Below are 24,727 nucleotides of genomic sequence, written 5' to 3'. Positions count from 1 at the left end.
CGTCGGCGGCTGCCGGGGCATCCCCGGCAGCCGCCGGGTGCCCCGAGGCAGCGGCCCGGCACCCCGTTTTGCGCACTTCTCCACCACTCCACATCCGCTAGAATCACTTTCCAGATTCTCATGAAAAGAACATTCCTGCTCATGCTGATGAGCCTGGTTGTCTGGTATTGCACCACAAGCTGCTCGAAACACCAAGAGGCCAAGGAAGAAAAGGTAAAATTCCTGGTTACCAGCCCACTGCAGCGCGACACGACCATTACCAAGGAGTACGTGGCCCAGATTCACTCCATCCAGCACATCGAGCTGCGGGCGCTGGAAAAAGGCTACCTGCAGAAGATTTTCGTCGATGAAGGGCAGCAAGTGAAGCAGGGGCAGCTCATGTTCCAGATCATGCCGCTGCTCTACCAGGCCGAGCTGAAAAAAGCCGAGGCCGAGGCCAAGTTCGTGGGCATCGAGTACCAGAACACCAAGAAGCTGGCCGACAAGAACGTGGTGTCGGCCAACGAGCTGGCCCTGTCGCAGGCCAAGCTGGAAAAGGCCCGCGCCGAAGTGTCCCTGGCCCAGACGCACCTGGGTTTCACCACCATCCGGGCGCCGTTCAGCGGCATCATGGACCACTTCCAGGCCCGGCTGGGCAGCCTCGTCGACGAGGGCGACCTGCTGACCACCCTGTCGGACAACAGCAAGATGTGGGTGTACTACAACGTGCCCGAGGCCGAGTACCTGGCCTACAAAACCCACGCCCAGGCCGCTGGCCCGCTGAACGTGCGGCTGCGCATGGCCAACAACGAGGTGTTTGACCAGCCCGGTGTGGTGCAGACCATCGAGGCCGACTTCAACAACGAAACCGGCAACATCGCCTTCCGGGCCACTTTCCCCAACCCCAAGGGCCTGCTGCGCAACGGCGAAACCGGCTCGGTGCTGATGACCGTGCCCCTGAAAAACGCCCTCATCATCCCGCAGAAAGCCACCTTTGAAGTGCTGGAGAAGAAGTTCGTCTACGTGGTCGACGCCAAGCGGCGGGTGCACCAGACGGAAGTCACCGTGGGGGCCGAAATGCCGGATTTGTTCGTCGTCACCGGCGGCCTGAAAGCGGGCGACAACATTTTGCTCGAAGGCATCCGCAAGGTGAAAGACGGCGACAAAATCGACTTCAAGTACGAAGACCCGAAAGCGGTGATTCCGCACCTGAAAACTTACTCGGAGTAGTATTTGAAGGGCATGAGGGTAGGCGGGTGGGAGGGTAAGAGTTACGTGCTCTGCCTCCTACCCTCCTACCCGCCTCCCCCCCTACCCTAGCAACAAGCGCATAAACATGTTCAGTAGATTCCTTCGCCGGCCCGTATTTGCCATCGTCATATCGGTGGTCATCATGTTCCTGGGCGTGCTGGCCATCAATACCCTCCCGAACTCCCAGTTCCCGGAGATTTCGCCGCCCATGGTGATGGTGAGCACGGCCTACCCGGGCGCCAGCGCCAAAGTGCTGACCGAGTCGGTGCTCATTCCGCTGGAGCAGGCCATCAACGGCGTGCCCGGCATGAAGTACATGACCTCCGACGCCGTATCGGCCGGCGAGGCCAACATCCAGATCGTGTTCAACCTCGGCACTGACCCGGAGCAGGCGGTGGTGAACGTGAACACGCGCATCGCGCAGATCCTGAACCGCCTGCCGGTGCTGGTGCAGCGCGAGGGCGTGGTGGTCAACCGCGTGGTGCCCAACATGCTGATGTACGTGAACCTCTACAGCAAGGACAAGAATACCGACATGCGGTACCTCTTCAACTTTGCCGGGGTAAACATGCTGCCCGAAATCCAGCGCATCGACGGCATTGGGCGCGCCAGCATCCTCGGGAGCCGGCAATACGCCATGCGCGTGTGGCTGAAGCCCGACCGCATGCGGGCCTACAACCTGTCGGTGGACGACGTGATGGAGGCGCTGAACGACCAGAGCGTCATCGGCTCCCCCGGCCGCATCGGCCGCTCCGACGGCAAGGAGGCCTCGGCGCTGGAGTACGTGCTGACCTACAAGGGCCGCTTCAACGACGTGGAGGAGTATAAGAACGTCATCATCCGGGCCAACTCGAATGGCGAGACGCTGCGCCTCAAGGACGTGGCCAATGTAGAGCTGGGCTCGGAGTTCTACGACATCTACTCCAACCTCGACGGCTACCCTTCGGCCGCCATCGTGCTCAAGCAAACCTACGGCTCGAACGCCTCCGACGTGATTAAGCGCGTGAAGTCGAAGCTGGAGGAGCTGAAAAAAACCATGCCCCCCGGCATGGACTACAAAATCAGCTACGACGTGTCGAACTTCCTCGACGCGTCGACGGAAAACGTGATTCACACCCTGCGCGACGCCTTTATCCTGGTGGCCCTGGTGGTGTTCCTGTTCCTGGGCGACTGGCGCAGCACGCTGATTCCCATTATTGCCGTGCCGGTGTCCCTGGTCGGGGCCTTCATTGCCATGCAGGCCTTCGGGATGACCATCAACATGATTACGCTCTTCGCCCTGGTGCTGGCCATCGGTATCGTGGTCGACGACGCCATCGTGGTGGTGGAGGCGGTACACGCCAAGATGGAGGAAAAGCACCTCTCGCCCTACGGCGCGGTGCGCGAGGTGGTGGGCGAAATCAGCGGCGCCATCATTGCCATTACCGTGCTGATGACGGCCGTGTTCGTGCCCGTCGCCTTCATGAGCGGCCCGGTGGGCATTTTCTACCGGCAGTTCTCCATCACCATGGCCTCCAGCATCGTCATTTCGGGCATCGTGGCGTTGACCCTGACGCCGGTGCTCTGCGCGATGATTCTGAAGAACACCCACGGGCAGCCGCGCAAGAAAACGCCCATCAACCGCTTCATCGACTGGTTTAACCGCGGCTTCGAGCAGCTGACCGGCCACTACACCAACTTCCTGGAAAAGGTAGTCGACCGCCGCCTTATCACCTTCGGCATCCTGGCACTGTTCGGCTTCGGCATCTTCGGCATCTCGGCCACGCTGCCCTCGGGCTTTATTCCGGCCGAAGACCAGGGCATGCTCTACGCCATCATCCAAACGCCCCCCGGCTCGACGCTGGAGCGCACCAACGCCCTTTCGCAGCAGCTCTCCAAGCTGGCCAAGGAAGTGCCCGGGGTGGAAAGCATTTCCTCGCTGGCCGGCTACGAGGTGCTGACCGAGGGCCGCGGCTCCAACGCCGGCACCCTGCTCATCGACCTCAAGCCCTGGGACAAGCGCAAGCAGTCGATTCACGACATCGTGGAGGGGCTGGAGCAAAAGGCCAAGGAAATTCCGGGCGCGACCATCGAGTTCTTCGAGCCGCCGGCAGTACCGGGCTACGGCGCGGCGGGCGGCTTCCAGCTGCAGCTGCTCGACAAAACCAGCACCGGCGACTACAAGGCGCTGGAAAAGGTGAACGAGGAGTTTATGACCGAGCTGAAAAAGCGCAAGGAGCTGGCCGGCCTCTTTACCTTCTTCTCGGCCAACTACCCGCAGTACGAGCTGCAGATCGACAACCAGCTGGCCATGCAGAAGGGCGTGAGCATCGGCAACGCCATGAACACCCTGAGCATCATGGTGGGCTCGACCTACGAGCTGGGCTTTATCAAGTACCAGCGCTTCTTCAAGGTGTTCGTGCAGGCCTCGCCCGAGTACCGCCGCCTGCCCAAGGACATCCTGGACATGTGGGTGAAGAACGACAAGGGCGAGATGGTACCGTTTTCGGCCTTCATGAAAATCGTGAAGGGCCAGGGCGCCAACGAAATCAACCGCTACAACATGTACCCCACCGCCTCCATCCGCGGCGACGCGGCCCCGGGCTACAGCTCGGGCGAGGCCCTTAAGGCGGTGCAGGAAGTGGCCGCCAAAACCCTGCCCCGCGGCTACGACATCGACTGGGGCGGCCTCTCCAAGGACGAGGTGGGCCGCGGCAACGAGGCCATCTACATCTTCCTGGTGGTGCTGGCCTTCGTGTACCTGGTGCTGGCCGCCCAGTACGAAAGCTTCCTGCTGCCGCTGGCCGTCATCTTCTCCCTGCCGGCGGGCATCTTCGGCTCCTTCCTGCTCATCAAGGGGATGGGGCTGGCCAACAACATCTACGCCCAGGTGGGGCTGGTGATGCTGGTGGGGCTATTGGGCAAGAACGCGGTGCTCATCGTGGAATTTGCGGTGCAGAAGCGCGAGGAGGGCATGACGGTGCGCGCGGCGGCCATTGAAGGCGCCAAGGTGCGCTTCCGGCCCATCCTGATGACTTCCTTCGCCTTCATTGCCGGTTTGATTCCGCTGGTGCTGGCCCACGGCGCGGGCGCCATCGGCAACCGCACCATCGGCACTTCGGCCCTGGGCGGGATGCTGTTCGGGACGATTTTCGGCGTCATCATCGTGCCGGGGCTGTACTACATCTTCGGCACGCTGGCCGACGGCCGCAAGCTGATCCACGACGAGAACGAGCACCCGCTGTCCGAGTTCGAGCCCCACGTTTTAGTTGAAGAAATTGCTGAGTCGCATGCTTAAGAAACGTATTTATCAGGGCCTGGGCGCGGCCGTGCTGGCTTTAGCGGTGGCGAGCTGCAAAACGCCGACCCTGGTGCAGAAAAACGCGAACAAGACCGTGCCGGTGAGCTACGCCGGCGCCCCCGCAGACTCGACCAACGCGGCCCGGGTGTCGTGGCGGCAGTTTTTCACCGACCCGAACCTGGTGGCCCTCATCGACACGGCCCTGCAGCGCAACCAGGAGCTGAACATCACGCGGCAGGAAATCGACATTGCCCGGCAGGAGGTGCGGGCCCGCAAGGGCGAGTACCTGCCCACGGTGGGCCTGGGCGCCGCCGCCGGAGCCGAAAAGGTGGGCCGCTACACCATTCAGGGCGCCACGGAGGAAAACGTCGACATCCGGCCCGCCCGCCGCACGCCCGACCCGCTGACGGATTTCCGGGTGGGCGCGTTTGCCAGCTGGGAGGTGGACATCTGGCACAAGCTGCGCAACGCCCGCCAGGCCGCCACGCTGCGCTACTTGGCTTCCGTGGAAGGCCAAAACTTCACGGTGACCAACCTGGTGGCCGAAATGGCCACCGCGTACTACGAGCTGCTGGCCCTCGACAACCAGCTGCTCATCGTCCGGCAGAACATCGACATTCAGCGCAACGCGCTGGAGCTAGTGAAGCTGCAGAAGGAATCGGCGCGCACCACCGAGCTGGCCGTGCGCCGTTTTGAGGCCCAGCTGCACCACACCCAGAGCATTCAGTACAGCATCCAGCAGCGCATCGTCGAAACCGAAAACCGCCTCAACTTCCTGGCCGGCCGCTACCCCCAGCCGATTGCGCGCGACGACGCCTCGTTCAACGACCTGGTGCCGCAGGCCCTTCGGGGCGGCGTGCCCGCGCAGCTGCTGCAGAACCGGCCCGACATCCGGCAGGCCGAGCAGAACCTGGCCGCCGCCCGGCTGGACGTGCAGGTGGCCCGCGCCAACTTCTACCCCGCGCTGCGCATCACCGGCGCCGTGGGCCTGCAGGCGTTCAATCCGGCTCTGCTCACCACCATGCCCGAGTCGCTGCTCCTCTCGCTGGCCGGCGACCTGGCCGCGCCGCTGATCAACAAAAACGGCATCAAAGCGCTCTACTACAGTACCAATGCCCGCCAGACCCAGGCCGTGTACCAGTACGAGCGCACGGTGCTCAACGCCTACCTCGAGGTGTCCAACCAGCTGGCCAGCATCAACAACCTGGAAAAGAGCTACGGCGAAAAAACCCGGGAAGTGCAGGCCCTGAACGAGTCGACCACGATTTCCAACAGCCTTTTCCGCTCGGCCCGCGCCGATTACACGGAAGTGCTCTTCACCCAGCGCGACGCCCTGGAATCGAAGTTCGACCTGATCGAAACCAAGATGCAGCAGATGAACGCTACGGTGAACGTGTACCGGGCTCTGGGCGGCGGCTGGCGCTAACCGCCTTCGCATCAGGCCGCTACCAGGCACCAGGGGCTACGCAGCGGCGCTGCGTAGCCCCTCGCGTTTGGGCACCGCCGGGGCGGCCCGGGCGCCCGGCCCTCTACCCGCGGGGCCGCCAGTGCCGTATCAGGAGGCCTAACCAATGCCAGACCCATGAAACGACCCTACGTCATCTGCCACATGATGTCCTCGGTGGACGGCAAAATCCTCTCGGCCAACTGGCGCGACGCGGAGCTGACCCGCACCTTCGCCGGGTATTTCGAGCAGTACCACGACACCTTCACCAGCCAGGCCTGGATGTGCGGGCGCATCACCATGGAGCGCGACTTCTCGGGCGGGGTACAGCCCGAGCTGCTGCCGGCCCCGCAGCCGATAGCGCGGGAGCCGTTTATCGGCGACGCGCAGGCCCGCTCCTTTGCCATTGCCGTCGATGCCCACGGCAAGCTCGGCTGGGACGCCAACACCACCGGCGGCGACCATATCATCGAGGTGCTGACCGAGCAGGTGAGCGACGCCTATCTTCATTACCTGCAGCGCCGGCGCATTTCCTACCTGTTTGCCGGCGCCACGGAAATTGATTTTGCCGCGGCCCTGGAGCAGCTGGCCGCGCTGTTTCCCATCCAGACGCTGATGCTGGAGGGCGGCGGGCACCTGAACGGCTCCCTGCTCAATGCCGGCCTCATCGACGAGCTGAGCCTGCTGCTGCTGCCCATAGCCGACGGCACGCCCCGGTCGCCGACCACCTTCGAAGTCAGCGAGTACCTGCGCAAAGGCCCGGCCACGCGCCTGCACCTGACCCAGGTGCAGCCCCTCGACCACGACGTGGTGTGGCTGAAGTACCGCTTCCGGCCAGCCGCGGCGTAGCCAGGCCAACACCCTTATGATCAGCCGCCTGCGTGCCTTGCATCGGCGCCGGCTTCGGCGCCGGCGGTGCGGCCCGGCGCCGCGGCCGGGCCGGGCGGAACACACCCGCCGCGGCCGACTAGCAAATCTGCCTTAAGTTTAGCCCCGGAAACGACGCCGTCGGCGCCGGGGCCGCCACCGGTGGGCCGTGGGCTCACCCGCTGAATCAAACAACAACCCCCTTCAACTGCTGAAATGAGCAAAATCAAGGTAGCAAACCCCGTTGTGGAGCTGGATGGCGACGAAATGACGCGCATCATCTGGAAATTCATCAAGGACAAGCTCATTACCCCCTACCTGGAGCTGGACATCAAGTACTACGACCTCGGGATTGAGTACCGCGATGAAACCAACGACCAGGTGACCATCGACGCGGCCAACGCCATCAAGCAGTACGGCGTGGGCATCAAGTGCGCCACCATCACCCCCGACGAGGAGCGGGTGAAGGAGTTCAACCTGAAGCAGATGTGGAAGTCGCCGAACGGCACCATCCGCAACATCCTGGACGGCACCGTGTTCCGCGAGCCTATCGTGATGCAGAACGTGCCGCGCCTGGTGCCGAACTGGACCGCGCCCATCTGCATCGGCCGCCACGCCTTCGGCGACCAGTACCGCGCCACCGACTTCGTGACCAAGGGCAAGGGCAAGCTCACCATCACCTTCCAGCCGGAGGACGGCGGCGAGGCGCAGTCGTTTGAGGTGTTCAACTTCAAGAGCGACGGCGTGGCCCTGGCCATGTACAACACCGACGAAAGCATCCGCGGCTTCGCCCACGCCTGCTTCAACCAGGCCCTGATGAAGGGCTGGCCGCTGTACCTGAGCACCAAGAACACCATCCTGAAGAAGTACGACGGCCGCTTCAAGGACATCTTCCAGGAAATCTACGAGCAGGACTACCAAGCCAAGTTCCAGGAAGCCGGCATCACCTACGAGCACCGCCTGATCGACGACATGGTGGCCTCGGCGCTGAAGTGGAACGGCAACTTCGTGTGGGCCTGCAAAAACTACGACGGCGACGTGCAGAGCGACACCGTGGCGCAGGGCTTCGGCTCGTTGGGCCTGATGACCTCCACGCTGGTGACGCCCGACGGCAAGACGATGGAAGCCGAAGCCGCCCACGGCACCGTGACGCGCCACTACCGCGACCATCAGAAGGGCAAGCCCACCTCCACCAACCCGATTGCCAGCATCTTCGCCTGGACGCGCGGCCTGGAGTTCCGCGGCATCCTCGACGGCAACCAGGAGCTGATTGACTTCTGCAAGGCCCTCGAAGCCGTGTGCATCGAAACCGTGGAAAGCGGCAAGATGACCAAGGACCTGGCCGTCTGCATCCACGGCAACAAGGTGGAGCACGGCCGCGACTACCTCTACACCGAGGAGTTCCTGGAAGCCCTGGACACCAACCTGAAAGCCAAGCTCGGCAAATAAGCCCGCCGCCGGCCCTTACAAGCCCACCCGGAAACCGGGTGGGCTTGTTTCGTTTGGGGCCTTACGCCGCACCTGGGCCCGCCGCCGCCCTAGTGGAACCCCCTCAGCATTTTGTAAAAAGCCTCGGCATAGGTGTCGCTGATGGGAATAACCTGGTCGGCAATCTGAATCCGGTTTTTCTCGATGTGGTCGATTTTGTCGACGGCGACCAGAAAGGAGCGGTGCACGCGGACAAAATCCGGGGCGGGCAACAGCTCTTCCAGCTTGGCAAAGCTGAGCAGCGTCATCAGCTTCTCGTCGGTGGTATGAATGCGCAGGTAGTCTTTCATGCCCTCCGCAAAGAGAATGTCGCGGACTGCCACCTTCTGAATGCGGTGGCCCACCTTGAGAAAGATATACTCCTGCTCCGGCTTCGGCTCCGCTTTTTCCCCCGGCTTGTCCAGGGCCGGGCGGGGGCTTTGCTCCTGGTACAGGCGCAAAACGCCCTTGTAAAACCGCTCGAACGTGAAGGGTTTGAGCAGGTAGTCCTTGACCTCCAGATCGTACGCCTTCAGCGCGTACTGATCATAGGCCGTCGTGAGGATGATCATGGGCTTGGGATTCAGCATCGGAATAAAGCTGAGCCCATCCAGATCCGGCATGTTGATGTCCAGAAACAGCAGATCGGGTTTGTCGGCCGCCAAAGGTCCGGCGGCTTCCAGGGGGCTCATGAAGCACCCTTTCAGCTCCAGAAACGACACCTTGCGGATGTACTCCTCCAGTATTTCCTGGGCCAGATGCTCGTCCTCAATGATGTAGCAGGTGAGCTTGTCTTTCATGAGCCGGGGCGTGAAGGCCGTGAATGGTGAGCGTGACCGTAAAGGTGGCGCCGGTGTTCTGAATGGTGAGCGTATGCTGGCCCGGATACAGCAGCGCCAGCCTTTTGCGCACGTTGGGCAGCCCGATGCCCCCCGGCTCTTCCAGCGGATTAGCCGTTGGGGGCGCTACGGGGTTCTGCACGCAAAACGTCAGCGTGTCCTCGTTGACGGCCACCCGCACCCGCAGGTCGCCGGGCGCCAGCCGGGCGGGGCTGTGTTTGTAGGCGTTTTCCAGCAGGTGAATGAACAGCAGGGGGGCAATGTAGCAGGATTCCGCCGCCCCGTCCAGCTGCAGGTCGACCACCGGACTGTTCTTGTAGCGCAGCTGCTGCAAGCTCACGTAGTCCCGCAAATAGTCCATTTCCCGGGTCAGCGGCACGGTGGCGGCATTGGACTCGTAAATCATGTAGCGCATCAGCGAGGCCAGCTGCACCACCGCCTCCGGGGCGGCCGGGGCCTGTTTGTACACCAGCGTGTGAATGTTGTTGAGGGTATTGAAGAGGAAGTGCGGGTTGATCTGCGACTTCAGATAATGTAATTCCGCCTCCACGGCCTGCTTTTCCAGCTGCTCTTTCTTGATGGTGTTCAGCACCAGCGTCTCGGTGACCCGGGCCAGCCAGCTCAGGAAGAGAAAGATGGGAACCGTCGTGACCAGGTGCATCAGATAATAATCTGAATCAAACGGCTTTTGGTGGACGAGCAGGAAGGGCAAGGGCCCGGTTAACCCGATTCCCGCCAGTCGGAGCCAGTAGCCCCGGTCTTTTCGCTGGCCCGTGTACCAGGTCAGCAGGCCGAAATGACTGTAGAAGATATACAGGCAGGTCGCAATAAACCCCGCCGTCGTGCTAAGCCAGTAGGCATCACCTTCGCTGCCCAGCTGCAGGCCGGCCAGCAAGGTGAACAGGACCCAAACGGACAGGTGAATCAGCCAGAAGATTTTTTTGACGCGCTCCATAGCACAAAGTTGCCTTTTCCGTCCCGGCCCGGGCCCTCCGTTTCGACCAGCGGCCCGGGCGAATCTACGGGCGGGGAAAAGGAGCCGGCCAGCGCGTTGGCGGAAGCAAACCCCGACTTGGTCGATTACTTCACCGCATCAGCATATCGGTTTTCGCCGTCCGAGGCGGCCGGAATTGCTTTGGACTGAATTAGCATCAGCAGGCCTCGGCCTGGGTGCTCCACTTCCCTCCTCTTACATGTTGAACCGAAGCACATCCGATACCGTGGTAAAGCCCCCGTGTGGCCTGACCATCCGCAACGTCTCCAAACGGTATGCGAATGGCGTGCAGGCCCTGCAGAATGTGTCGCTGGATATTCCGCCGGGCATGTACGGGCTGCTAGGCCCGAACGGCGCCGGCAAATCAACCCTGATGCGCACGCTCGCCACCCTGCAGGAGCCCGATTCCGGGCAGCTGCTGCTGGGCGACATCGACGTGGTGCAGCAGAAGGAGGCGGTGCGCCAGACGCTGGGCTACCTGCCCCAGGAGTTCGGGGTGTACCCCAAAGCCAGCGCGCAGGAGCTGCTCGACTACTTCGCGGTGCTCAAGGGCATCACCGACCGGACGGTGCGCCGCGAAACCACCGAGGCGCTGCTCCGGCAAACCAATCTGTGGGACAAGCGCAAGCAGAACCTGGGCGGCTACTCCGGGGGCATGAAGCAGCGCTTCGGCGTGGCGGTGGCCCTGCTGGGCAACCCCCGCCTGCTGATTGTGGACGAGCCCACGGCGGGCCTGGACCCGGCCGAGCGGGTGCGTTTCCTGAACCTGCTCAGCGAACTGGGGGAAAACAGCGTCGTGATTCTCTCCACGCACATCGTGGCGGACGTGGCGGAGCTGTGCACGAACATGGCCATCATCAACCAGGGCCGGATTCTGCTGGAGGCCCAGCCGCTGGCGGCCGTGGCGGCGCTGCAAGGCCAGATCTGGCGCAAGCTGACCGACAAACACGCCCTGCCCGCGCTGGCGCAGGAGCACCGGATCATTTCGGCCAAGCTGCTGAGCGGCCGCACCCTGGTGCACGTGCACAGCCCGGCCCGGCCCGCCCCCGGGTTCGAGCCGGTGGAGCCGGATCTGGAGGACGTCTATTTCAGCGCCCTGACCGGCTGCCTCGGCCCGGCCAGCCGGCAACTGAAAGCGGAGGAGGTAGCGCTATGAAGTTCCAACGGATTTTTGCGCTGGAATTCCGCTACCAGCTGCGCCGGGCCACCACCTGGCTCTACTTCGGGGTCCTGTTGCTCATCACGTTTCTGGTGGTCATTGCCAACTATGCCTCCGATGCGCGGGACGGGTACATTCTGCTGAATGCGCCCATCGTCATGGCAGCCGTCACGGTTATCTGCTGCGTGTTTTGGCTGGTGATAGGCGCCTCCGTGGCCGGCGAGGCGGCGGCCCGCGACGTGCAGACCCGCATGCATTTGCTCACCTACGCGGCCCCCGCCAGCAAAGCCGCCTACCTGGGCGGGCGCTACCTGGCCGCCTTTGCCCTCAGCGCCTTTCAGCTGCTCGCCATCCCGGTGGGAATGCTGCTGGCCATGCACTTTGCCGGGGTAGAAGCCGAGATTCTGGGGCCGTTCCGGGTGGCCCCCTACCTGACTACCTTTTGCTTTATTGCGCTGCCCAACGCCTTTTTCGCGACGGCCATGCAATTTTCGGCGGCGGCGCTCAGCCGCCGGGCCCTGGCCAGCTACCTGGTCGGAGCGGCCCTGTTCGCGGCGGCCTACACGATCTGGCCGCTGCTGGAGAAAGGGGGCGAATGGGGCAATCTGGCCGACCCGATGAGTTTTGGCCCGGTGCTGAGCCATCTGTCCGTTGACTGGAGCCCGCAGGAGAAAAACACGCGTTTTTTGCTGCTGGAGGGCTCCTTTCTCGCCAACCGCCTCCTGTGGTTCGGCATTTCGCTGGGCCTGCTCGCGTTTACCTACTTCCGGTTTCAGTTTGTGCTGCCCGAAACCGGCCACAAACCGCCGGCGGGTAAACCGCTGCCCGCCGCAGTGGCGGCCTGGGAAAAACTGAACTGGGGCTCCGGGGAAGCGCTGCCGCCGGCCCGGGGAACGTACGGCTGGGCCACCGAGCTGCGCCAGTTGCGCCTCATCACCTGGAAGTCCTTTCTGCAACTCGCCAAAAGCAAGGCCGGTCTTCCCCTGCTGGCCCTGCTGGCCCTGTTGATCGGCCTGACCATCCCCGGGAACCTGAAGGGCCGGGGCGTGCCCCTGCTGCCCCGCACCGACTTTGTGCTGGAGTACCTGACCGCGCCGCTGGCGGGGCCGGCCGCTTTCTGGGTCCTCATCGTGTTGCTCCTTATTTTCTATGCCGGCGAGCTGGTGTGGCGGGAACGGGAAACCGGCCTGAGCGACATGGCCAACGCGGCGCCGGTGCCCGAGTGGGTACTTTTCCTAAGCCGGTTTCTGGCGCTGGCCCTGGTGTTGGTGGTGTGGCTGGCCTTCCTGATGACGGCGGGCCTGGTGGCCCAGACGGCCATCGGTGGTGCTGCCCCTGAAATCGGCCTGTACGTGCGGGCCCTGTTCGGACTGCAGCTAATCGACTGCCTGCTGCTGGCCCTGCTGGCCCTCACCGTGCACGTGCTGGTGAATCAGAAGTTTGTGGGGCATCTGGTGGCCCTGCTGGTCTACGGGTTCATGTGCTTTGCGCCTACGCTGGGCATCGAGCACAAGCTGCTCATCTTCGGCGCCGCCCCGCCCTGGACGTACACCGACATGGCCGGCTTCGGGCCGACGCTGGCTCCCTGGCTGTGGTTTAAGGGCTACTGGGTGGCGTGGGCGCTGCTGCTGGCCGTGCTGGCAATGCTGTTCTGGGTGCGGGGCCGGGAAGGCAGCGGGGCCGCCCGGCTCCAGCTGGCGCGGCGACGCTTCACGGGTTCTGCCGTTCTGGTTTCGGCGGCGGCCGGGGCAGGCATCCTGGCGGGCGGCGGGTTTATTTTCTACAACACCAACGTGCTGCACGATTACACCAGCCGCGCCGCCGCCACGGCGCAGCGGGCGGCCTACGAGCAGCGCTACCGCCGCTACCAGCACACTCCCCAGCCCGTGCTGACCGGCGTAAACCTGCAGGTCGCAATCTACCCCCGGCAGCGGGCGGTCGACCTGCAGGGCACCTATCTGCTGGTAAATAACAGCCAGGTACCCATCGACTCGGTTCACCTGGGAACGGGCGCCGGCGTGGCAACCACCGCGGTGCACTTCAGCCAGCCCGCCAGGCCGGTGCTCGTCGACGCGGCGCTGGGCCACCGCATCTACGCGTTGGCGCAGCCCCTGCCCCCCGGCGACACGCTGCGCCTGCGCTTCCAAGTAAAACACCGGGCGCGGGGCTTTTCCAACGACGGCGCCGACGCGCAGGTGCTGGCAAATGGCACCAGCTTCCGGAACCTGGAGTGGCTTCCCGTTATCGGGTACCAGCCCTACCGGGAACTGGACGAGGCCGGTCCCCGCAAAGCCTATGGCCTTCCGCCCCGGCCCGCTACCTACTCGCTCTACGATGTGGCCGCCCGCCGCTACGCTCCCTTTGCCGAGCAAATCCGCTTCGAGGCCATTGTGGGTACGGATGCGGGCCAGACGGTGGTGGCGCCGGGCACCCTGCGCCGGACCTGGACTCAGAGCGGGCGCCGCTACTTCCACTACGCTACGGATGCGCCCATTCGGAATGAATACGCCATTTTCTCGGCCAACTACGCGGTGCAGGAAGGGCAATGGCCCAACCCCGCGGCCGGCCCGGGGCAGGCCGTTGCCATCCAGGTTTATTACCCCCCGGGGCAGACGCAGAACCCGGCGCGCATGGTCCGCAGCGCCCAGGCGTCGCTGGCCTATTACGCCACGCAGTTCGGGCCCTACCCGCACCGGCAGCTCCGCTTCGTGGCCCATCCCAGCTACGCCTTCGGGCACCACGCCGCGCCCATCGACATCACGGCGGAGGAGGGCTTTTTCCTGCTGAATCCGCAGGCTGATGAGCGGGGCTTCGACCTGGTGACGGCCGTGGTGGCGCACGAGGTAGCGCATCAGTGGTGGGGCAACCAGCTCAAACAGGCCTACGTGGAAGGCGCCGGCCTGATTACCGAAAGCCTGGCGTGGTACTCGGCCATGGGCATGCTGGAAGATCAGTACGGTGCTGAGCACCTGCAGGCGCTGCTGCGTTTTCTGCGGGAAGAAAACGAAACTCCGCGCACCCGGGCGGCCAAGCCGCTGCTGCAGGCTGATGGCGACTTTTACCAGAACTACCGCAAAGGCCCCCTGGCGCTGTACGCCCTGAGCCAGTACATGGGCCGGGACCGGGTCAACGGGGCGCTGCGGAACTTGCTGGCGCACCACCGCCCCGGCACGCTGCCCCGGCCCACGTCGCTGGACCTCTACCGGGAGCTGCAGCTGGCCACGCCCGACTCGCTCCAACCGCTGCTGCACGACTTGTTCCGGGCCAATACCTTTTGGGAGCTGACGACGGAAGCCGCCACCGCCAAGCAGCTCAAAGGCGGTACCTGGCAGCTCACGCTCACCCTGCAGGCCAGCAAGCAGGTGGTGGACAGCATCGGCACCGAGACGCAACGCCCGATGCAGGAGTGGGTGGAAATCGGTGTCTTCGCCCCCGCCGAAGCGGGTAAGCAGGTCGGCAAGCCGCTCTACCTGCAAAAGCACCGGATCAAATCCGGCCGGCAGACGATTGTGTTGTCCGTACCGCACCGCCCCGCTACAGCTGGGTTCGACCCCCGCCATCTGCTCATTGACTGGAATTTAACCGATAACAACAAAGCCGTGCGCTGAACCTCTGGCCCCCAGTCCAATACCCCGGCTGGGCGGCCAGAAAGCCCGTTGAACGTCCTGCTTGCCTGCATCGACCTTCGGTTCGCTGCGCTCGGCCTGATTGTTCGATGGGCTAACCGCTTACCCCAGCGGCCCCGCCCTACCGGCCCGAGCCGACGCGCAAGGTTTTATCAACGCCTTTCAGGCCCGCCGCGCTGACTTTCAGTTTTACAGTCCTGCTTTCTGACCAGCCCGCAGAATGGCCATGGCAAAGCCGTTGTGCAGCGTGTCTTTCACCACCAAGTGCACATCCCGAAACAGCCCGCCGCCGGTGTACCAGCGGGAGCTGCCGGTTTCGCCCGTCGAGGCCCGCACGGCCACCACGTTGTCGGCGTCGTAGCGGAGCACCGCAGCAATGTCCGATTCAAAGCCCAAGTAGCCGTAGTCGGTCCGCCCGATTTTCTGGCCGTTCAGCCAGACTTCCCCGTTGAGCATGATGCCTTCGAAATCGAGCAGCACCCGCTTGCCCTTACAGCCGGCATCGGCCCGGAAGGTTTCGCGGTTTTAAGGTTAGCAGGCCCAGAAAGGCCAGGATAATAGCCGCTAGAGCAAACCCGGCTTTGCGCTTGTTGAAGCTCCCAGGTTTAGGGCCGGCAACAGGTTCTATGGCAATAGCCGCAGGCGGTTCAACAACCGGCACAAACTCTTAATGTTGAGAAACCTGGATTAAACGGGACCGAGTGGCTTCTTGCGTGGAGTAGCCGCAAAATCGCTCAAGCGCTTCAATAGTAGCCTGCTGCGGCCAATAGTCGTCGTCAACGGAAATCTTTCCAAAATACGCTTAAGCGTATTCGGGCTGATATTAGTTTTTGTATCGCGCAGAATATCACGGCTTAGGTCGACAAAATCACTATGTTTCCAACTGCTGGCGGCCCCACGCCCAAAGACAAGCTCACAGGAGTTGATTATAGCATTAAGTTTACCTCGCTTATCCATCAAGCAAGTATACACTAAAAGCAAAGCGCCTAGATTGAGCCGCGTCTGCGCGTTTTTTAAGTACCACTTCGGCAATTTGCCGGGCACTGGGCTTGCTAAACACGCGTTTGCGGAAACGAGGTCTTCCAGCCGCTACGGGCCACCGTTCTAGGCCAAGCGGCCAGATTGCGGCCTTCACCTCGTCAATCCCGACGATTGATTATCCGACCGCGCAGCAGGAAGGCGCTGCCAAATGACGCCGTCGTCTATCCTCTTCCCGGCCGTCAAGCCCCGCGCCCTTATACAGCTCAATCCGACCAACACCAGAAAACCCGGCTATCTTCGCTTGCCACCCCCTCCAGCTCACCCTGGACCTATCCCCCCCACTCCCGCCGCCTCGACCGCGCAAGTTGTGGACCGGCTACCATCGCACATGTACAAGGCACTCGTCAAACCTGCACTGTTTAACCTCGACGCCGAGCGCGCCCACCACTTTGTTTTCGATAACCTGCGGCGGGCTGCCCGCGTGCCGGGCGCTAAGGCCGTGCTACGGGGTTTGTACGACTTTCAGCACCCAAGCTTGGCCCGAGAGGTATTCGGGCTAAAGTTTCCGAACCCGGTGGGTTTGGCGGCGGGGCTTGATAAGAATGCAACCCTTACCGATGAGCTAGCGACGCTGGGCTTTGGGTTTGTGGAGATTGGCACGGTAACGCCCCGGCCGCAGCCCGGCAACCCGCAGCCGCGCCTGTTCCGCCTGCCGCAGGACGAGGCCTTGGTGAACCGCATGGGCTTCAACAACGACGGCGCGGCGGCCGTAGCCGCGCGGCTGGCGCGGCGCCAGAACCGGCAGCTGCTCATCGGCGGCAATATTGGCAAGAACAAGGACACGCCCAACGAACGGGCCGCCGAGGACTATGTGGCCTGCTTTGAGGCGCTGGCAGAGGTAGTCGACTACTTTGTGGTGAACGTCAGCTCGCCCAACACGCCCAACCTACGTCAGCTGCAGGAGAAAAAACCCCTGATCGACTTGCTTCAGCGCGTGCAGGAACGGAACCTGAGCCGCGCCCAACCGCGCCCCCTGCTGCTGAAAATAGCCCCGGACCTGACGGATTCGCAACTGGACGACATTCTCGATATTGCCCGCGAAACCAAGCTCAGCGGGCTCGTTTCGACCAATACCACCATCAGCCGGGAGGGCTTGGTCACGGATGCCGGGCAGGTGGCGGCGTTGGGGGCGGGTGGCCTGAGCGGGCGGCCACTGCGGGCGCGGGCCACCGAAGTAATTCGCTACCTGCACCAGCGCAGCCGGGGCGAGTTGCCTATCATCGGCGCCGGCGGCATCCACTCGGCGGCCGATGCGCAGGAAAAACTAGCAGCGGGCGCGTCGCTGGTGCAGCTTTACACGGGCTTTATTTACGAAGGGCCGGCGCTGGTGAGTCGGATCAATAAGGCGTTGATTCAGGAGTAGCCTTGCCGCGCCCTTTGCTGCCCCTTAAACCGGTCCCTACTCCATGAGAGGTGCGGCGGGGCTTGGCAAGGCCGCACGTACCGGGAGAAATCGACTTTCCCCACGTTTCAGCCGGAACCCCGCAGGGGCAGCGGCCGGGTGGGGTATTTCAGGTGCTGCTGGCCGCCGGAGAGTGGCGGCCCGCCAGCCAGGGCAGTGGAACAAAGAGCCAAAGTAAGCTGGCTTGTACTTGCAAAGCAATTGGTTACGCGAGCCATCATTTGTTTTGATGCCGAAAAGCATGACAAAGAATGCGTCGTTCAGCCCCTTAGCCCGAAAACAAAAGTTGAGAAACCCGCGGTGGAAAAAAATTAACATTGCCGATGAATTGGCGGGCGTAACATTGCCGTAGCTTTGCACCGTGCTTCAACCAAAAAACTCGTTGATGAAGCGCGGGGCCGTGCTCGGCAAGGAACCGCGAGGGGGCCAGAAGGTCCTCGCCCCCATCGGTTCTCCCGATTTTGCCGCTGGCATTTCCGTTGTTTTTTCTGGGTGTTGCCCCGCTACCGTTTCGGATTTCGAAACGGTTTTTTTATGTCCGTCGGGTTCGTCGGCGGCCGCCCCGCAGCCACGCCGTAACTCAAGCACGCCCCGCAAACTGCCCTTGAACGCCAGCCTCCTCGCCCTCAAGCGTGGCAGCGGCCCCCAGCCCCGCAGCCCGCGCCGGCCGCCCGCGTCTCCGGCCTGGGCAGCAGTAGATCAGCCTTCACACCGTCCGTTTTAGCCAGACGACCTCACTTTTCCTCCACTCCGGTATGGCCCGTAAAGACCTGCTCGACATTGCATCTCTTCACCGCGAGGAAATCGAGTTCCTGCTCGACCAGTCCACGTCCTTTAAGGAACAGTTCACCAGCTCGGTGAAGAAAGTCCCCTCCCTCGAGGGCAAGTCCGTGCTCATGCTCTTTTACGAGCCCAGCACCCGCACGCACACCTCCTTCGAAGTCGCGGCCAAGCGCCTCTCTGCCGAGGTGACGAATTTCGACATCGCCCAGTCCTCCATCACCAAGGGCGAATCGGTGCGCGAGACGGTCGAAACGCTCCAGGCCATGCGCACCGACTACATCGTCGTCCGCCACGGCCGCTCGGGCCTGCCCGGCATGATTGCCCGCCTCACCAAGGCTTCCGTCATCAATGCCGGCGACGGGGCGCACGCGCACCCCACCCAGGCCCTGCTGGACGCCTTCACCATCCGGGAGAAATTCCCCAATCCCGTGGGCAAAAAAGTCCTCATCATCGGGGATATTCTCCATTCTCGCGTCGCGCGCTCCACCAGCACTTTGCTGAAAAAGCTGGGCCTCGACGTGGCCTACCTCGGTCCGGGCTCGTTGGTGCCCAAATATGGCCCGGAAAACATCCGCCGCTTCACCAACTACGAAGAGGCCATGGCCTGGGCGCCCGACGTGGTGTACCTGCTGCGCGTGCAGATGGAGCGCCAGGACGTGCAGTTTTTCCCCAGCCTGCGGGAATACCACCGGATCTACGGCATCACCAACGACCGGCTGGCGGAAATTCGCCAGCGCGGCCTCTACATCATGCACCCCGGCCCCGTGAACCGCGGAGTCGAGCTGTGCGACGCCGTCATGGATTATGAGCGAAGCCTGATCAACAACCAGGTCGAAAACGGCATTGCCATCCGGATGGCCGTGCTCGACTGGCTCACGCCGGGCGGCGAAGCCCCGAAGTCGGAGCCGACGTTCGAGCGGTCTTTCGCGCAGCTTCCGCACCTGACGGCCTAGCCCGGTCCTGGCCGCCGCACGACAGCGGGCTAGCTCCACGGCTCGTGCCTTGCACGCCGGCGGCAGCTGATTCCGTTCTTTCTTTGCAGCTCCGATAGCCCGGACCTCCCACCCTTCCCTTGCCCGTTTACCGAAATCAACCCTTCATGCTCCTCCTGCAAAACGCCCGCATCGCCTCCGAACATTCACCTGCACTACGCGAGGGCGACGTCCTGATTGTCGAAGGAAAAATTCAGGAAATCGGCACCGGCCTTGCCGTTCCCGAGGGCGCCCGCGTCATCGACGCGCGCGGCCGGGTGCTGATGCCGGCCATGTTTGATGCCCACGTGCATTTCCGCGCCCCGGGCTTCGAGAACAAGGAAACCATTACCACGGGCAGCGAAGCGGCCATCAACGGCGGCGTGACCGGCGTGGTGATGATGCCGAACACCCGTCCGGCCATCGACTCGGCGGCGGTGGTGGCGGCCGTGCTGGACAATGCCAAACTCCGCTCCCGCATTCCGGTGTACACTTCCGGCTGCGTCACCAAGAACCGCGAGGGCAAGGAGTTGGCCGAAATCGACGGCATGCGCATGCTCGGCGTGCAAATGCTGACCGACGACGGGGACACCACCAACGACCCGGCCGTGCTGCTGCGGGCCATGCAGTACGCCACCGAGTTCGGGATGTTTTTCGCCAGCCACTGCGAGGTGCCGGAGCTGGCCGGGCCGCGCGCCCTCAACGAAGGCGTGATGAGCTACCGGCTCGGCATCAAAGGTTCGCCGGCCTGCGCGGAGGAAATCATCATTGACCGCGACATTCGCCTGGCCCGGGCGGCGGGCGCCCACATTCACATCCAGCACGTGTCCAGCAAGCTCGGCATGGAAACCATCCGCTGGTGGAAGTCCCGCGGCGACGTGAAAGTCACGGCCGAAGTGGCCCCGCACCACCTGCTGTTCACCGACGAGCACATCGGCGACTATGACACGAACTACAAGATGAACCCGCCGCTGCGCACGCAGGCCGATTGTGACGCGCTGCTCGAAGGGCTCAAGGAAGGCGTATTCGACCTCATTGCCACGGACCACGCGCCGCACACGCCCTACGAAAAAGCCCAGGATTTCATCAGCGCCCCCAACGGCATCACCGGCCTGGATACAGCCCTGGTGTCGCTCTACCACTACTTCGTGCGGCCCGAGAAGTTCGGCTGGGACCTGGTGGTGAAGCGCTATTCGGCCGAGCCCCGCCGCCTGATGGGCCTGCCGGTGCCCACCATCGAGGTCGGCCAGCAAGCCGAGTGCGTGCTGTTCGATACCGAAGCGGAAACGACCTTCACGAAGGAGTTCATGAAATCCAAATCCCAGAACACGCCCTTCATCGACCAGACGCTGAAAGGCCGGGTAGACCTGGTGATTCTGGGCCCGGAAATCCTGCTGGAGCGCTGATACGCAGAAAGTCATGCTGAGCCCCGCGAAGCATCTTTACCGCTTCGCGGGGCTCAGTTGATTCTAAAAAAGCTTATGGAGTCTAAGTCTATGGATTCAAGAAACATCTTCATTTCCAGCCAACATCGATTAACTAATATCGAATGGTCAGACTTGATTTATGTGGGCTTGAATCATGCACAGGCAAATGAGTACAAAGCAGAAGAGGTTGCGGAATGTGCACGTTCGCTCTTCGATCAAGAAGAGGTGTATGTCGTTATCGGACGTCACGACTCATACTTGTCAACTTTAGCAGAAGCGCTAGAGAAGGTGAGTGAGCTTTTGATATCGACAGACATATTGCTCTGCAATACCTCGTTTACAAAGGCTATGAAGTTCAACAAGATTGGCGTCATGTCTTATGGACTAAAACGCAGCTAATCTTGAACCCCAACGAAGCGGTAAAGATGCTTCGGCAAGCAGACACAAAGCATTTTTCGATGAGTACCCTTTTCACCTCCGATACCTCCACCCCGAGCGACGCCCTAGGCAAGCCGCTTATCGGCGTGGTCATGGGCTCCAGCAGCGACTGGGACACCATGCAGTACGCCGTGCAGATTCTCACGGACTTTGGCGTGGCCCACGAAGCGCGCGTGGTGTCGGCCCACCGCATGCCCGACGACCTGTTTGCCTACGCCGAACAAGCCGGTCCGCGCGGCTTGCAGGCCATCATTGCCGGCGCGGGCGGGGCGGCCCACCTGCCGGGCATGCTAGCTGCCAAAACGACGGTGCCCGTGCTGGGCGTGCCGGTAGCCAGCCGCCACTTGCAGGGGGTGGATTCGCTGCACAGCATCGTGCAAATGCCCAAAGGAATACCGGTAGCCACGTTTGCTATTGGCAATGCCGGGGCGGCCAATGCGGCGCTGTTTGCCGTCAGCCTGCTGGCCCTGCACGATGCGGACCTGGCGGCCAAGCTGCTGGCGTTTCGCGCCGAACAAACGGAAGCCGCCCGCGCCATGAAGCTGCCGGTATGAACGACGAAATTCACGTTGCAGCCATGATGCCAATTTACCCGGGCAGTGTGGACGCCGCGGGCCAGCGCGCTACCTTGGGCGTGTTGGGCGGCGGCCAGCTGGGGCGCATGTTTGTGCACGCCGCCCAGCGCCTGGGGTACTTCACCGCCGTGCTGGACCCGGACGCGCAAAGCCCGGCCGGACTGGTGAGTCACCATCACATCCGGACCAGCTACGACGACCCGACCGGGCTGGCGCAGCTGGCGCAGCTGTGCCAGGCCATTACCACCGAGTTTGAGAACGTGCCGGCCCTGGTTCTGCAAACGCTGGCGCAGACTCGCCCCGTGGCACCGGGCGCGGGCGCGGTGGGCATTGCCCAAAACCGCATTGAGGAAAAAGCCCACTTCGCGGCCTGCGCGGCCGTGTCGGGGGTGACCTGCGGGCCCTACGCGGTGATTGAAACGCCGACCCAGCTGCAGGCCGTGCAGGCCGACCGGGCGGATTTGCTGCCCGGCATCCTGAAAACCGCGCGCATGGGCTACGACGGCAAGGGCCAGGTCCGCGTCAGGACCGCCGCAGAGCTGGCCGCCGCCTGGACGGCGTTGGGCGGCGTCGCCTGCGTGCTGGAAAAGATGCTGCCGCTCACCGCCGAGTGTTCGGTGCTGGTAGCGCGCGGCTGGGACGGGCAAGTGGTCAGCTTCGCTCCGCAGCGCAACGTGCACGTCGACGGCATTCTGGCCGTGACCCACGCCTACGAAGACAATCTGCCGCCCGTCCTGGCCACCAGAGCCCGCGAGGCGGCCGTTTCCATCGCGCAGCATCTGGGCTACGTCGGGGTGCTGTGCATTGAGTTTTTTGTGGTGGACGACGGCAGCGCGCACGGCGGCCTGGTGGTCAACGAAATGGCCCCGCGCCCGCACAACAGCGGCCACTATACCCTGGACGCCTGCGACGCGTCGCAGTTTGACCTGCAGGTCCATGCTATGGCGGGCTTGCCCCTGCCGCAGCCGCGCCACCATTCCCCGGCCATCATGCTCAACCTGCTGGGTGAGGTGTGGTTTGACGCCAACGGGCAGCTACAGGAGCCGGACTGGCAGGGCGTGCTGAGCCTGCCGGGTACGCACCTGCACCTGTACGGCAAGTTGGACGCACGCCCAGGCCGCAAGATGGGCCACCTGACCATCACCGGTCCGGACGTCGCCGGTGTCAAAACTGTGGCGCGCCGCGCCGCCGATCTGCTCGGCTTGCCGGGGCTGGACGCCATCTAGGGGCCATTGTCTGAACTTGATCAGGCGGATAACCGGTGCTTCTCGACCTGCTGCTGGCCAGGCCCTAACCACCGCCAGGGCCTGGCCAACGCCGCTGTTCCCTTGAGCAATAATCGTTTCTGGTCGTGCCGCCGTGGCTCTCCTGCTCCCCAGGAAGAGCGGGATGGGCTTGCGCAAGGACGGGCTGGTGGTCAACCACAATACCGTCGTGTAGATTAAGCACGTTCCGTTGCCCGTCAATCCCTGAATTAACCAGCGACGCTTAATAATCGAATGTATTAAGCGTTACGGCTTACCATCCAGCACGAAGTCGTCAAAGGCGGCCGTTACTGTAGCTGGCCCCAGCGCCAGCACGCCGGCGCGCACGCCCCGGTCCCAGGGCGGCAGGTAGGCGCCGTCGATGGGCGCGTTGCCCGCGGGCAGGGGCTGCCAGGCCTTGCCGCCGTCGGTGCTGTAGCTGAAGCGGTACTGCTTGCCGCCCTGCGCTTCCAGGCGCAGCGTGACGGCCGGCACGGCCGGTAAGACCGTTTCGCCCAGCACCCGGCGCTTGCCCTTTTCCAGCTGCCAGAGCTGCAGCTTGCCGCCGCCGGCGGTCAGGGCCAGCGTGTTTTCCGGGTCACCCAGGGCGGCCAGGCCGGCCGCGGCGCCGGCGGGTAGCTGGCTGGCCGCCAGCAGCGTGGTCGAGGCCGTGAAATCCGCAGTGTAAACGGGGTGGCCGAGCGCGGCCCCGCCGGCATCGGGGCGGGCCGTGAGGCGCAGCTGCCCGTCTTTCAGGGCGAAGGTGGGCTTGGCTTCGACGGGCCACTGCCAGGCACGGCCCAGTGCGCGGCCTTCGAACTCGTCCCGGACGGCCTGCCGGCTCTGGGTGGTGGGCACGCCGGGGGTGCCCGACGTGCGCTGGTTGATAAATTCGGGCCAGCCAGCAGCCGTCCAGCGGAATTCGCTGAGCACGCCCTGCCGGCCCACGTACTCCCAACCGCGGTTGTGGTAGGCGTGGTGCAGGAGAAACCATTGCCCGTTGCGCTGCGTCACGCTGCCGTGGCCGGGGCACTTCCAGGTATCGTTGCTGAGCATCACCGGGTTCTGCGCGTACTTTTCCCAGGGGCCGAGCAGCTTTTTGGCGCGGGCTACGCCGGTGCCGTAGGTGCAGGCATTGCCGCAGCAGCCGTTGCCGGCGTAGAAGGCGTAGAAATAGTCGCCGCGGCGGACCATGGAGACGCCCTCCACCAGGTTGCCCTCCCAGCGCTGGTCGTTGCGAAACAGCTCCCGCGGCTGCCCCAGCAGGCTTTTGCGGTCCTCGCTCAGCTGCTGGGCCCAGATAGGCGTGGGCCGGTTGCGGCTGTTACCGTCTTCCTTCCAGATCAGGTAGAGCACCCCGTTTTCGTCGCGCATCGGGAAGCCGTCGATGGAGCCAACCTCCTGCCCTACCAGCGGGCCGTGGTCGGTGTAGGGGCCTTCGGGCCGGTCGGCGCTGGCCACGGCCACGCAGAGGTTGCCGCCGCGCTTGTGAGCGGTGTAGTAGATGTAGGTTTTGCCCTTCTCGAAGCTGATTTCGGGCGCCCAGAAGTAGTAGTCGGCCCAGGCGGGCAGCTTATCGGGGAAGACGTGGCCGACCAGCTCCCACTCGCTCAGGTTCTTGGACCTGAGCAACGGAAAGATCGGCCCCCAGTTGGAGGTAGTGGCCGAAGCCCAATACGTGTCGCCCAGTTTGTCGACGGACGGGTCGGGGTAGTCGCCGGGCAGCACGGGGTTGCTGATGGGGGCGGCGACCGTAGCGGGCGGAGCCGCAGCCTGTTTCGGCGCGGTCGTTTTGTGCGACGGCGCGGCGGGCTGCCGGCAGGCAGGCAGCAGGCCCAGCATACCCGCGGTCAGCAGCGGGGCGGCGAGGGAAAGGCGGAAAAATGGGAACACGCGGGCGGGAAAGAGAGGTGCAGGCATCAGGAAAGGGCTATTTCCTC

The 24,727-nt window shown here is 63.4% G+C and carries 16 protein-coding genes and 1 pseudogene; 13 read left to right on the top strand and 4 right to left on the bottom strand.

Annotated elements, in window-relative coordinates:
* Window positions 1-120 precede the first annotated feature (120 nt).
* The 5 genes from DLM85_RS00135 (at window position 121) to DLM85_RS00115 (ending at window position 8,270) form a co-directional block, all read left to right on the top strand.
* The gene (locus DLM85_RS00135; RefSeq protein ID WP_111476047.1) at window positions 121-1,209 is read left to right on the top strand and encodes an efflux RND transporter periplasmic adaptor subunit; all 1,089 of its coding nucleotides are present in this window, start codon (window positions 121-123) and stop codon (window positions 1,207-1,209) included.
* 106 nt (window positions 1,210-1,315) lie between these two features.
* Window positions 1,316-4,507: an efflux RND transporter permease subunit gene (locus DLM85_RS00130; protein ID WP_111476046.1), complete on the top strand. Its 3,192-nt coding sequence runs from the start codon at window positions 1,316-1,318 to the stop codon at window positions 4,505-4,507.
* Window positions 4,500-5,936 (top strand): TolC family protein, encoded by a 1,437-nt coding sequence (locus tag DLM85_RS00125; RefSeq protein ID WP_111476045.1) that lies wholly within the window; start codon window positions 4,500-4,502, stop codon window positions 5,934-5,936. Before DLM85_RS00130 ends, DLM85_RS00125 begins: the two co-directional genes overlap by 8 nt.
* A 156-nt stretch (window positions 5,937-6,092) precedes the next feature.
* Window positions 6,093-6,803 (top strand): dihydrofolate reductase family protein, encoded by a 711-nt coding sequence (locus tag DLM85_RS00120; RefSeq protein WP_111476044.1) that lies wholly within the window; start codon window positions 6,093-6,095, stop codon window positions 6,801-6,803.
* A 234-nt stretch (window positions 6,804-7,037) separates the two neighbouring features.
* On the top strand, window positions 7,038-8,270 hold the full coding sequence (locus DLM85_RS00115) for an NADP-dependent isocitrate dehydrogenase (protein ID WP_111476043.1): 1,233 nt from the start codon (window positions 7,038-7,040) through the stop codon (window positions 8,268-8,270).
* Between the two features lie 89 nt (window positions 8,271-8,359).
* Here the strand turns inward: DLM85_RS00115 and DLM85_RS00110 are convergent, their stop codons facing one another.
* Window positions 8,360-9,088, bottom strand: a complete 729-nt coding sequence (locus tag DLM85_RS00110) for a LytR/AlgR family response regulator transcription factor (protein ID WP_111476042.1) — start codon at window positions 9,086-9,088, stop codon at window positions 8,360-8,362.
* The gene (locus DLM85_RS00105) at window positions 9,057-10,082 is read right to left on the bottom strand and encodes a sensor histidine kinase (RefSeq protein WP_111476041.1); all 1,026 of its coding nucleotides are present in this window, start codon (window positions 10,080-10,082) and stop codon (window positions 9,057-9,059) included. Before DLM85_RS00105 ends, DLM85_RS00110 begins: the two co-directional genes overlap by 32 nt.
* Before the next feature lie 238 nt (window positions 10,083-10,320).
* On the opposite strand from DLM85_RS00105, the gene DLM85_RS00100 reads away from it, so the two are divergent.
* Entirely contained in the window at window positions 10,321-11,277 is a 957-nt protein-coding gene (locus DLM85_RS00100) for an ABC transporter ATP-binding protein (protein ID WP_111476040.1), read from the top strand.
* A complete protein-coding gene (locus DLM85_RS00095; RefSeq protein WP_111476039.1) occupies window positions 11,274-14,888 on the top strand; it encodes an ABC transporter permease/M1 family aminopeptidase in 3,615 nt (1,204 codons plus the stop codon). Before DLM85_RS00100 ends, DLM85_RS00095 begins: the two co-directional genes overlap by 4 nt.
* 207 nt (window positions 14,889-15,095) lie before the next feature.
* On the opposite strand, the pseudogene DLM85_RS00090 reads toward DLM85_RS00095, so the two are convergent.
* Window positions 15,096-15,416 (bottom strand): annotated as a pseudogene (locus DLM85_RS00090) (glycosyl hydrolase 2 galactose-binding domain-containing protein); the annotation flags it as partial.
* Window positions 15,417-16,275: 859 nt separating this feature from the next.
* Here DLM85_RS00090 and DLM85_RS00085 point away from each other — a divergent pair.
* The 6 genes from DLM85_RS00085 (at window position 16,276) to DLM85_RS00065 (ending at window position 22,769) form a co-directional block, all read left to right on the top strand.
* Window positions 16,276-17,310 (top strand): quinone-dependent dihydroorotate dehydrogenase, encoded by a 1,035-nt coding sequence (locus DLM85_RS00085; RefSeq protein ID WP_111476037.1) that lies wholly within the window; start codon window positions 16,276-16,278, stop codon window positions 17,308-17,310.
* 794 nt (window positions 17,311-18,104) lie between these two features.
* A complete protein-coding gene (locus DLM85_RS00080; RefSeq protein WP_111476036.1) occupies window positions 18,105-19,085 on the top strand; it encodes an aspartate carbamoyltransferase catalytic subunit in 981 nt (326 codons plus the stop codon).
* A 146-nt stretch (window positions 19,086-19,231) separates the two neighbouring features.
* Window positions 19,232-20,509 (top strand): dihydroorotase, encoded by a 1,278-nt coding sequence (locus DLM85_RS00075; protein WP_111476035.1) that lies wholly within the window; start codon window positions 19,232-19,234, stop codon window positions 20,507-20,509.
* A 75-nt stretch (window positions 20,510-20,584) separates the two neighbouring features.
* Entirely contained in the window at window positions 20,585-20,929 is a 345-nt protein-coding gene (locus tag DLM85_RS24850; RefSeq protein ID WP_133256803.1) for a hypothetical protein, read from the top strand.
* Between the two features lie 59 nt (window positions 20,930-20,988).
* The gene (gene purE / locus DLM85_RS00070; protein WP_111476034.1) at window positions 20,989-21,522 is read left to right on the top strand and encodes a 5-(carboxyamino)imidazole ribonucleotide mutase; all 534 of its coding nucleotides are present in this window, start codon (window positions 20,989-20,991) and stop codon (window positions 21,520-21,522) included.
* A 23-nt stretch (window positions 21,523-21,545) separates the two neighbouring features.
* Window positions 21,546-22,769 (top strand): 5-(carboxyamino)imidazole ribonucleotide synthase, encoded by a 1,224-nt coding sequence (locus tag DLM85_RS00065; protein WP_207890934.1) that lies wholly within the window; start codon window positions 21,546-21,548, stop codon window positions 22,767-22,769.
* Window positions 22,770-23,054: 285 nt separating this feature from the next.
* Here DLM85_RS00065 and DLM85_RS00060 read toward each other — a convergent pair whose 3' ends face one another.
* On the bottom strand, window positions 23,055-24,680 hold the full coding sequence (locus tag DLM85_RS00060; protein ID WP_243635824.1) for a family 43 glycosylhydrolase: 1,626 nt from the start codon (window positions 24,678-24,680) through the stop codon (window positions 23,055-23,057).
* Window positions 24,681-24,727: the final 47 nt, after the last annotated feature.

Source organism: Hymenobacter edaphi (assembly GCF_003258365.1).
Lineage (GTDB): Bacteria > Bacteroidota > Bacteroidia > Cytophagales > Hymenobacteraceae > Solirubrum > Solirubrum edaphi.
The sequence above is the reverse complement of the archived record's forward strand: the minus strand, read 5'-3'. Positions and strand labels throughout refer to the sequence as shown.

What these genes read in the sequence shown, in the direction of transcription:
- DLM85_RS00100 (WP_111476040.1), top strand. Translation starts at nt 10,321, where the DNA reads ATGTTGAACCGAAGCACATCCGATACCGTGGTAAAGCCCCCGTGTGGC.
- DLM85_RS00110 (WP_111476042.1), bottom strand. Translation starts at nt 9,088, where the DNA reads ATGAAAGACAAGCTCACCTGCTACATCATTGAGGACGAGCATCTGGCC.
- DLM85_RS00065 (WP_207890934.1), top strand. Translation starts at nt 21,546, where the DNA reads ATGATGCCAATTTACCCGGGCAGTGTGGACGCCGCGGGCCAGCGCGCT.
- DLM85_RS00105 (WP_111476041.1), bottom strand. Translation starts at nt 10,082, where the DNA reads ATGGAGCGCGTCAAAAAAATCTTCTGGCTGATTCACCTGTCCGTTTGG.
- DLM85_RS00080 (WP_111476036.1), top strand. Translation starts at nt 18,105, where the DNA reads ATGGCCCGTAAAGACCTGCTCGACATTGCATCTCTTCACCGCGAGGAA.
- DLM85_RS00085 (WP_111476037.1), top strand. Translation starts at nt 16,276, where the DNA reads ATGTACAAGGCACTCGTCAAACCTGCACTGTTTAACCTCGACGCCGAG.
- DLM85_RS00135 (WP_111476047.1), top strand. Translation starts at nt 121, where the DNA reads ATGAAAAGAACATTCCTGCTCATGCTGATGAGCCTGGTTGTCTGGTAT.
- DLM85_RS00095 (WP_111476039.1), top strand. Translation starts at nt 11,274, where the DNA reads ATGAAGTTCCAACGGATTTTTGCGCTGGAATTCCGCTACCAGCTGCGC.
- DLM85_RS00075 (WP_111476035.1), top strand. Translation starts at nt 19,232, where the DNA reads ATGCTCCTCCTGCAAAACGCCCGCATCGCCTCCGAACATTCACCTGCA.
- DLM85_RS24850 (WP_133256803.1), top strand. Translation starts at nt 20,585, where the DNA reads ATGGAGTCTAAGTCTATGGATTCAAGAAACATCTTCATTTCCAGCCAA.
- DLM85_RS00125 (WP_111476045.1), top strand. Translation starts at nt 4,500, where the DNA reads ATGCTTAAGAAACGTATTTATCAGGGCCTGGGCGCGGCCGTGCTGGCT.
- purE (WP_111476034.1), top strand. Translation starts at nt 20,989, where the DNA reads ATGAGTACCCTTTTCACCTCCGATACCTCCACCCCGAGCGACGCCCTA.
- DLM85_RS00115 (WP_111476043.1), top strand. Translation starts at nt 7,038, where the DNA reads ATGAGCAAAATCAAGGTAGCAAACCCCGTTGTGGAGCTGGATGGCGAC.
- DLM85_RS00120 (WP_111476044.1), top strand. Translation starts at nt 6,093, where the DNA reads ATGAAACGACCCTACGTCATCTGCCACATGATGTCCTCGGTGGACGGC.
- DLM85_RS00130 (WP_111476046.1), top strand. Translation starts at nt 1,316, where the DNA reads ATGTTCAGTAGATTCCTTCGCCGGCCCGTATTTGCCATCGTCATATCG.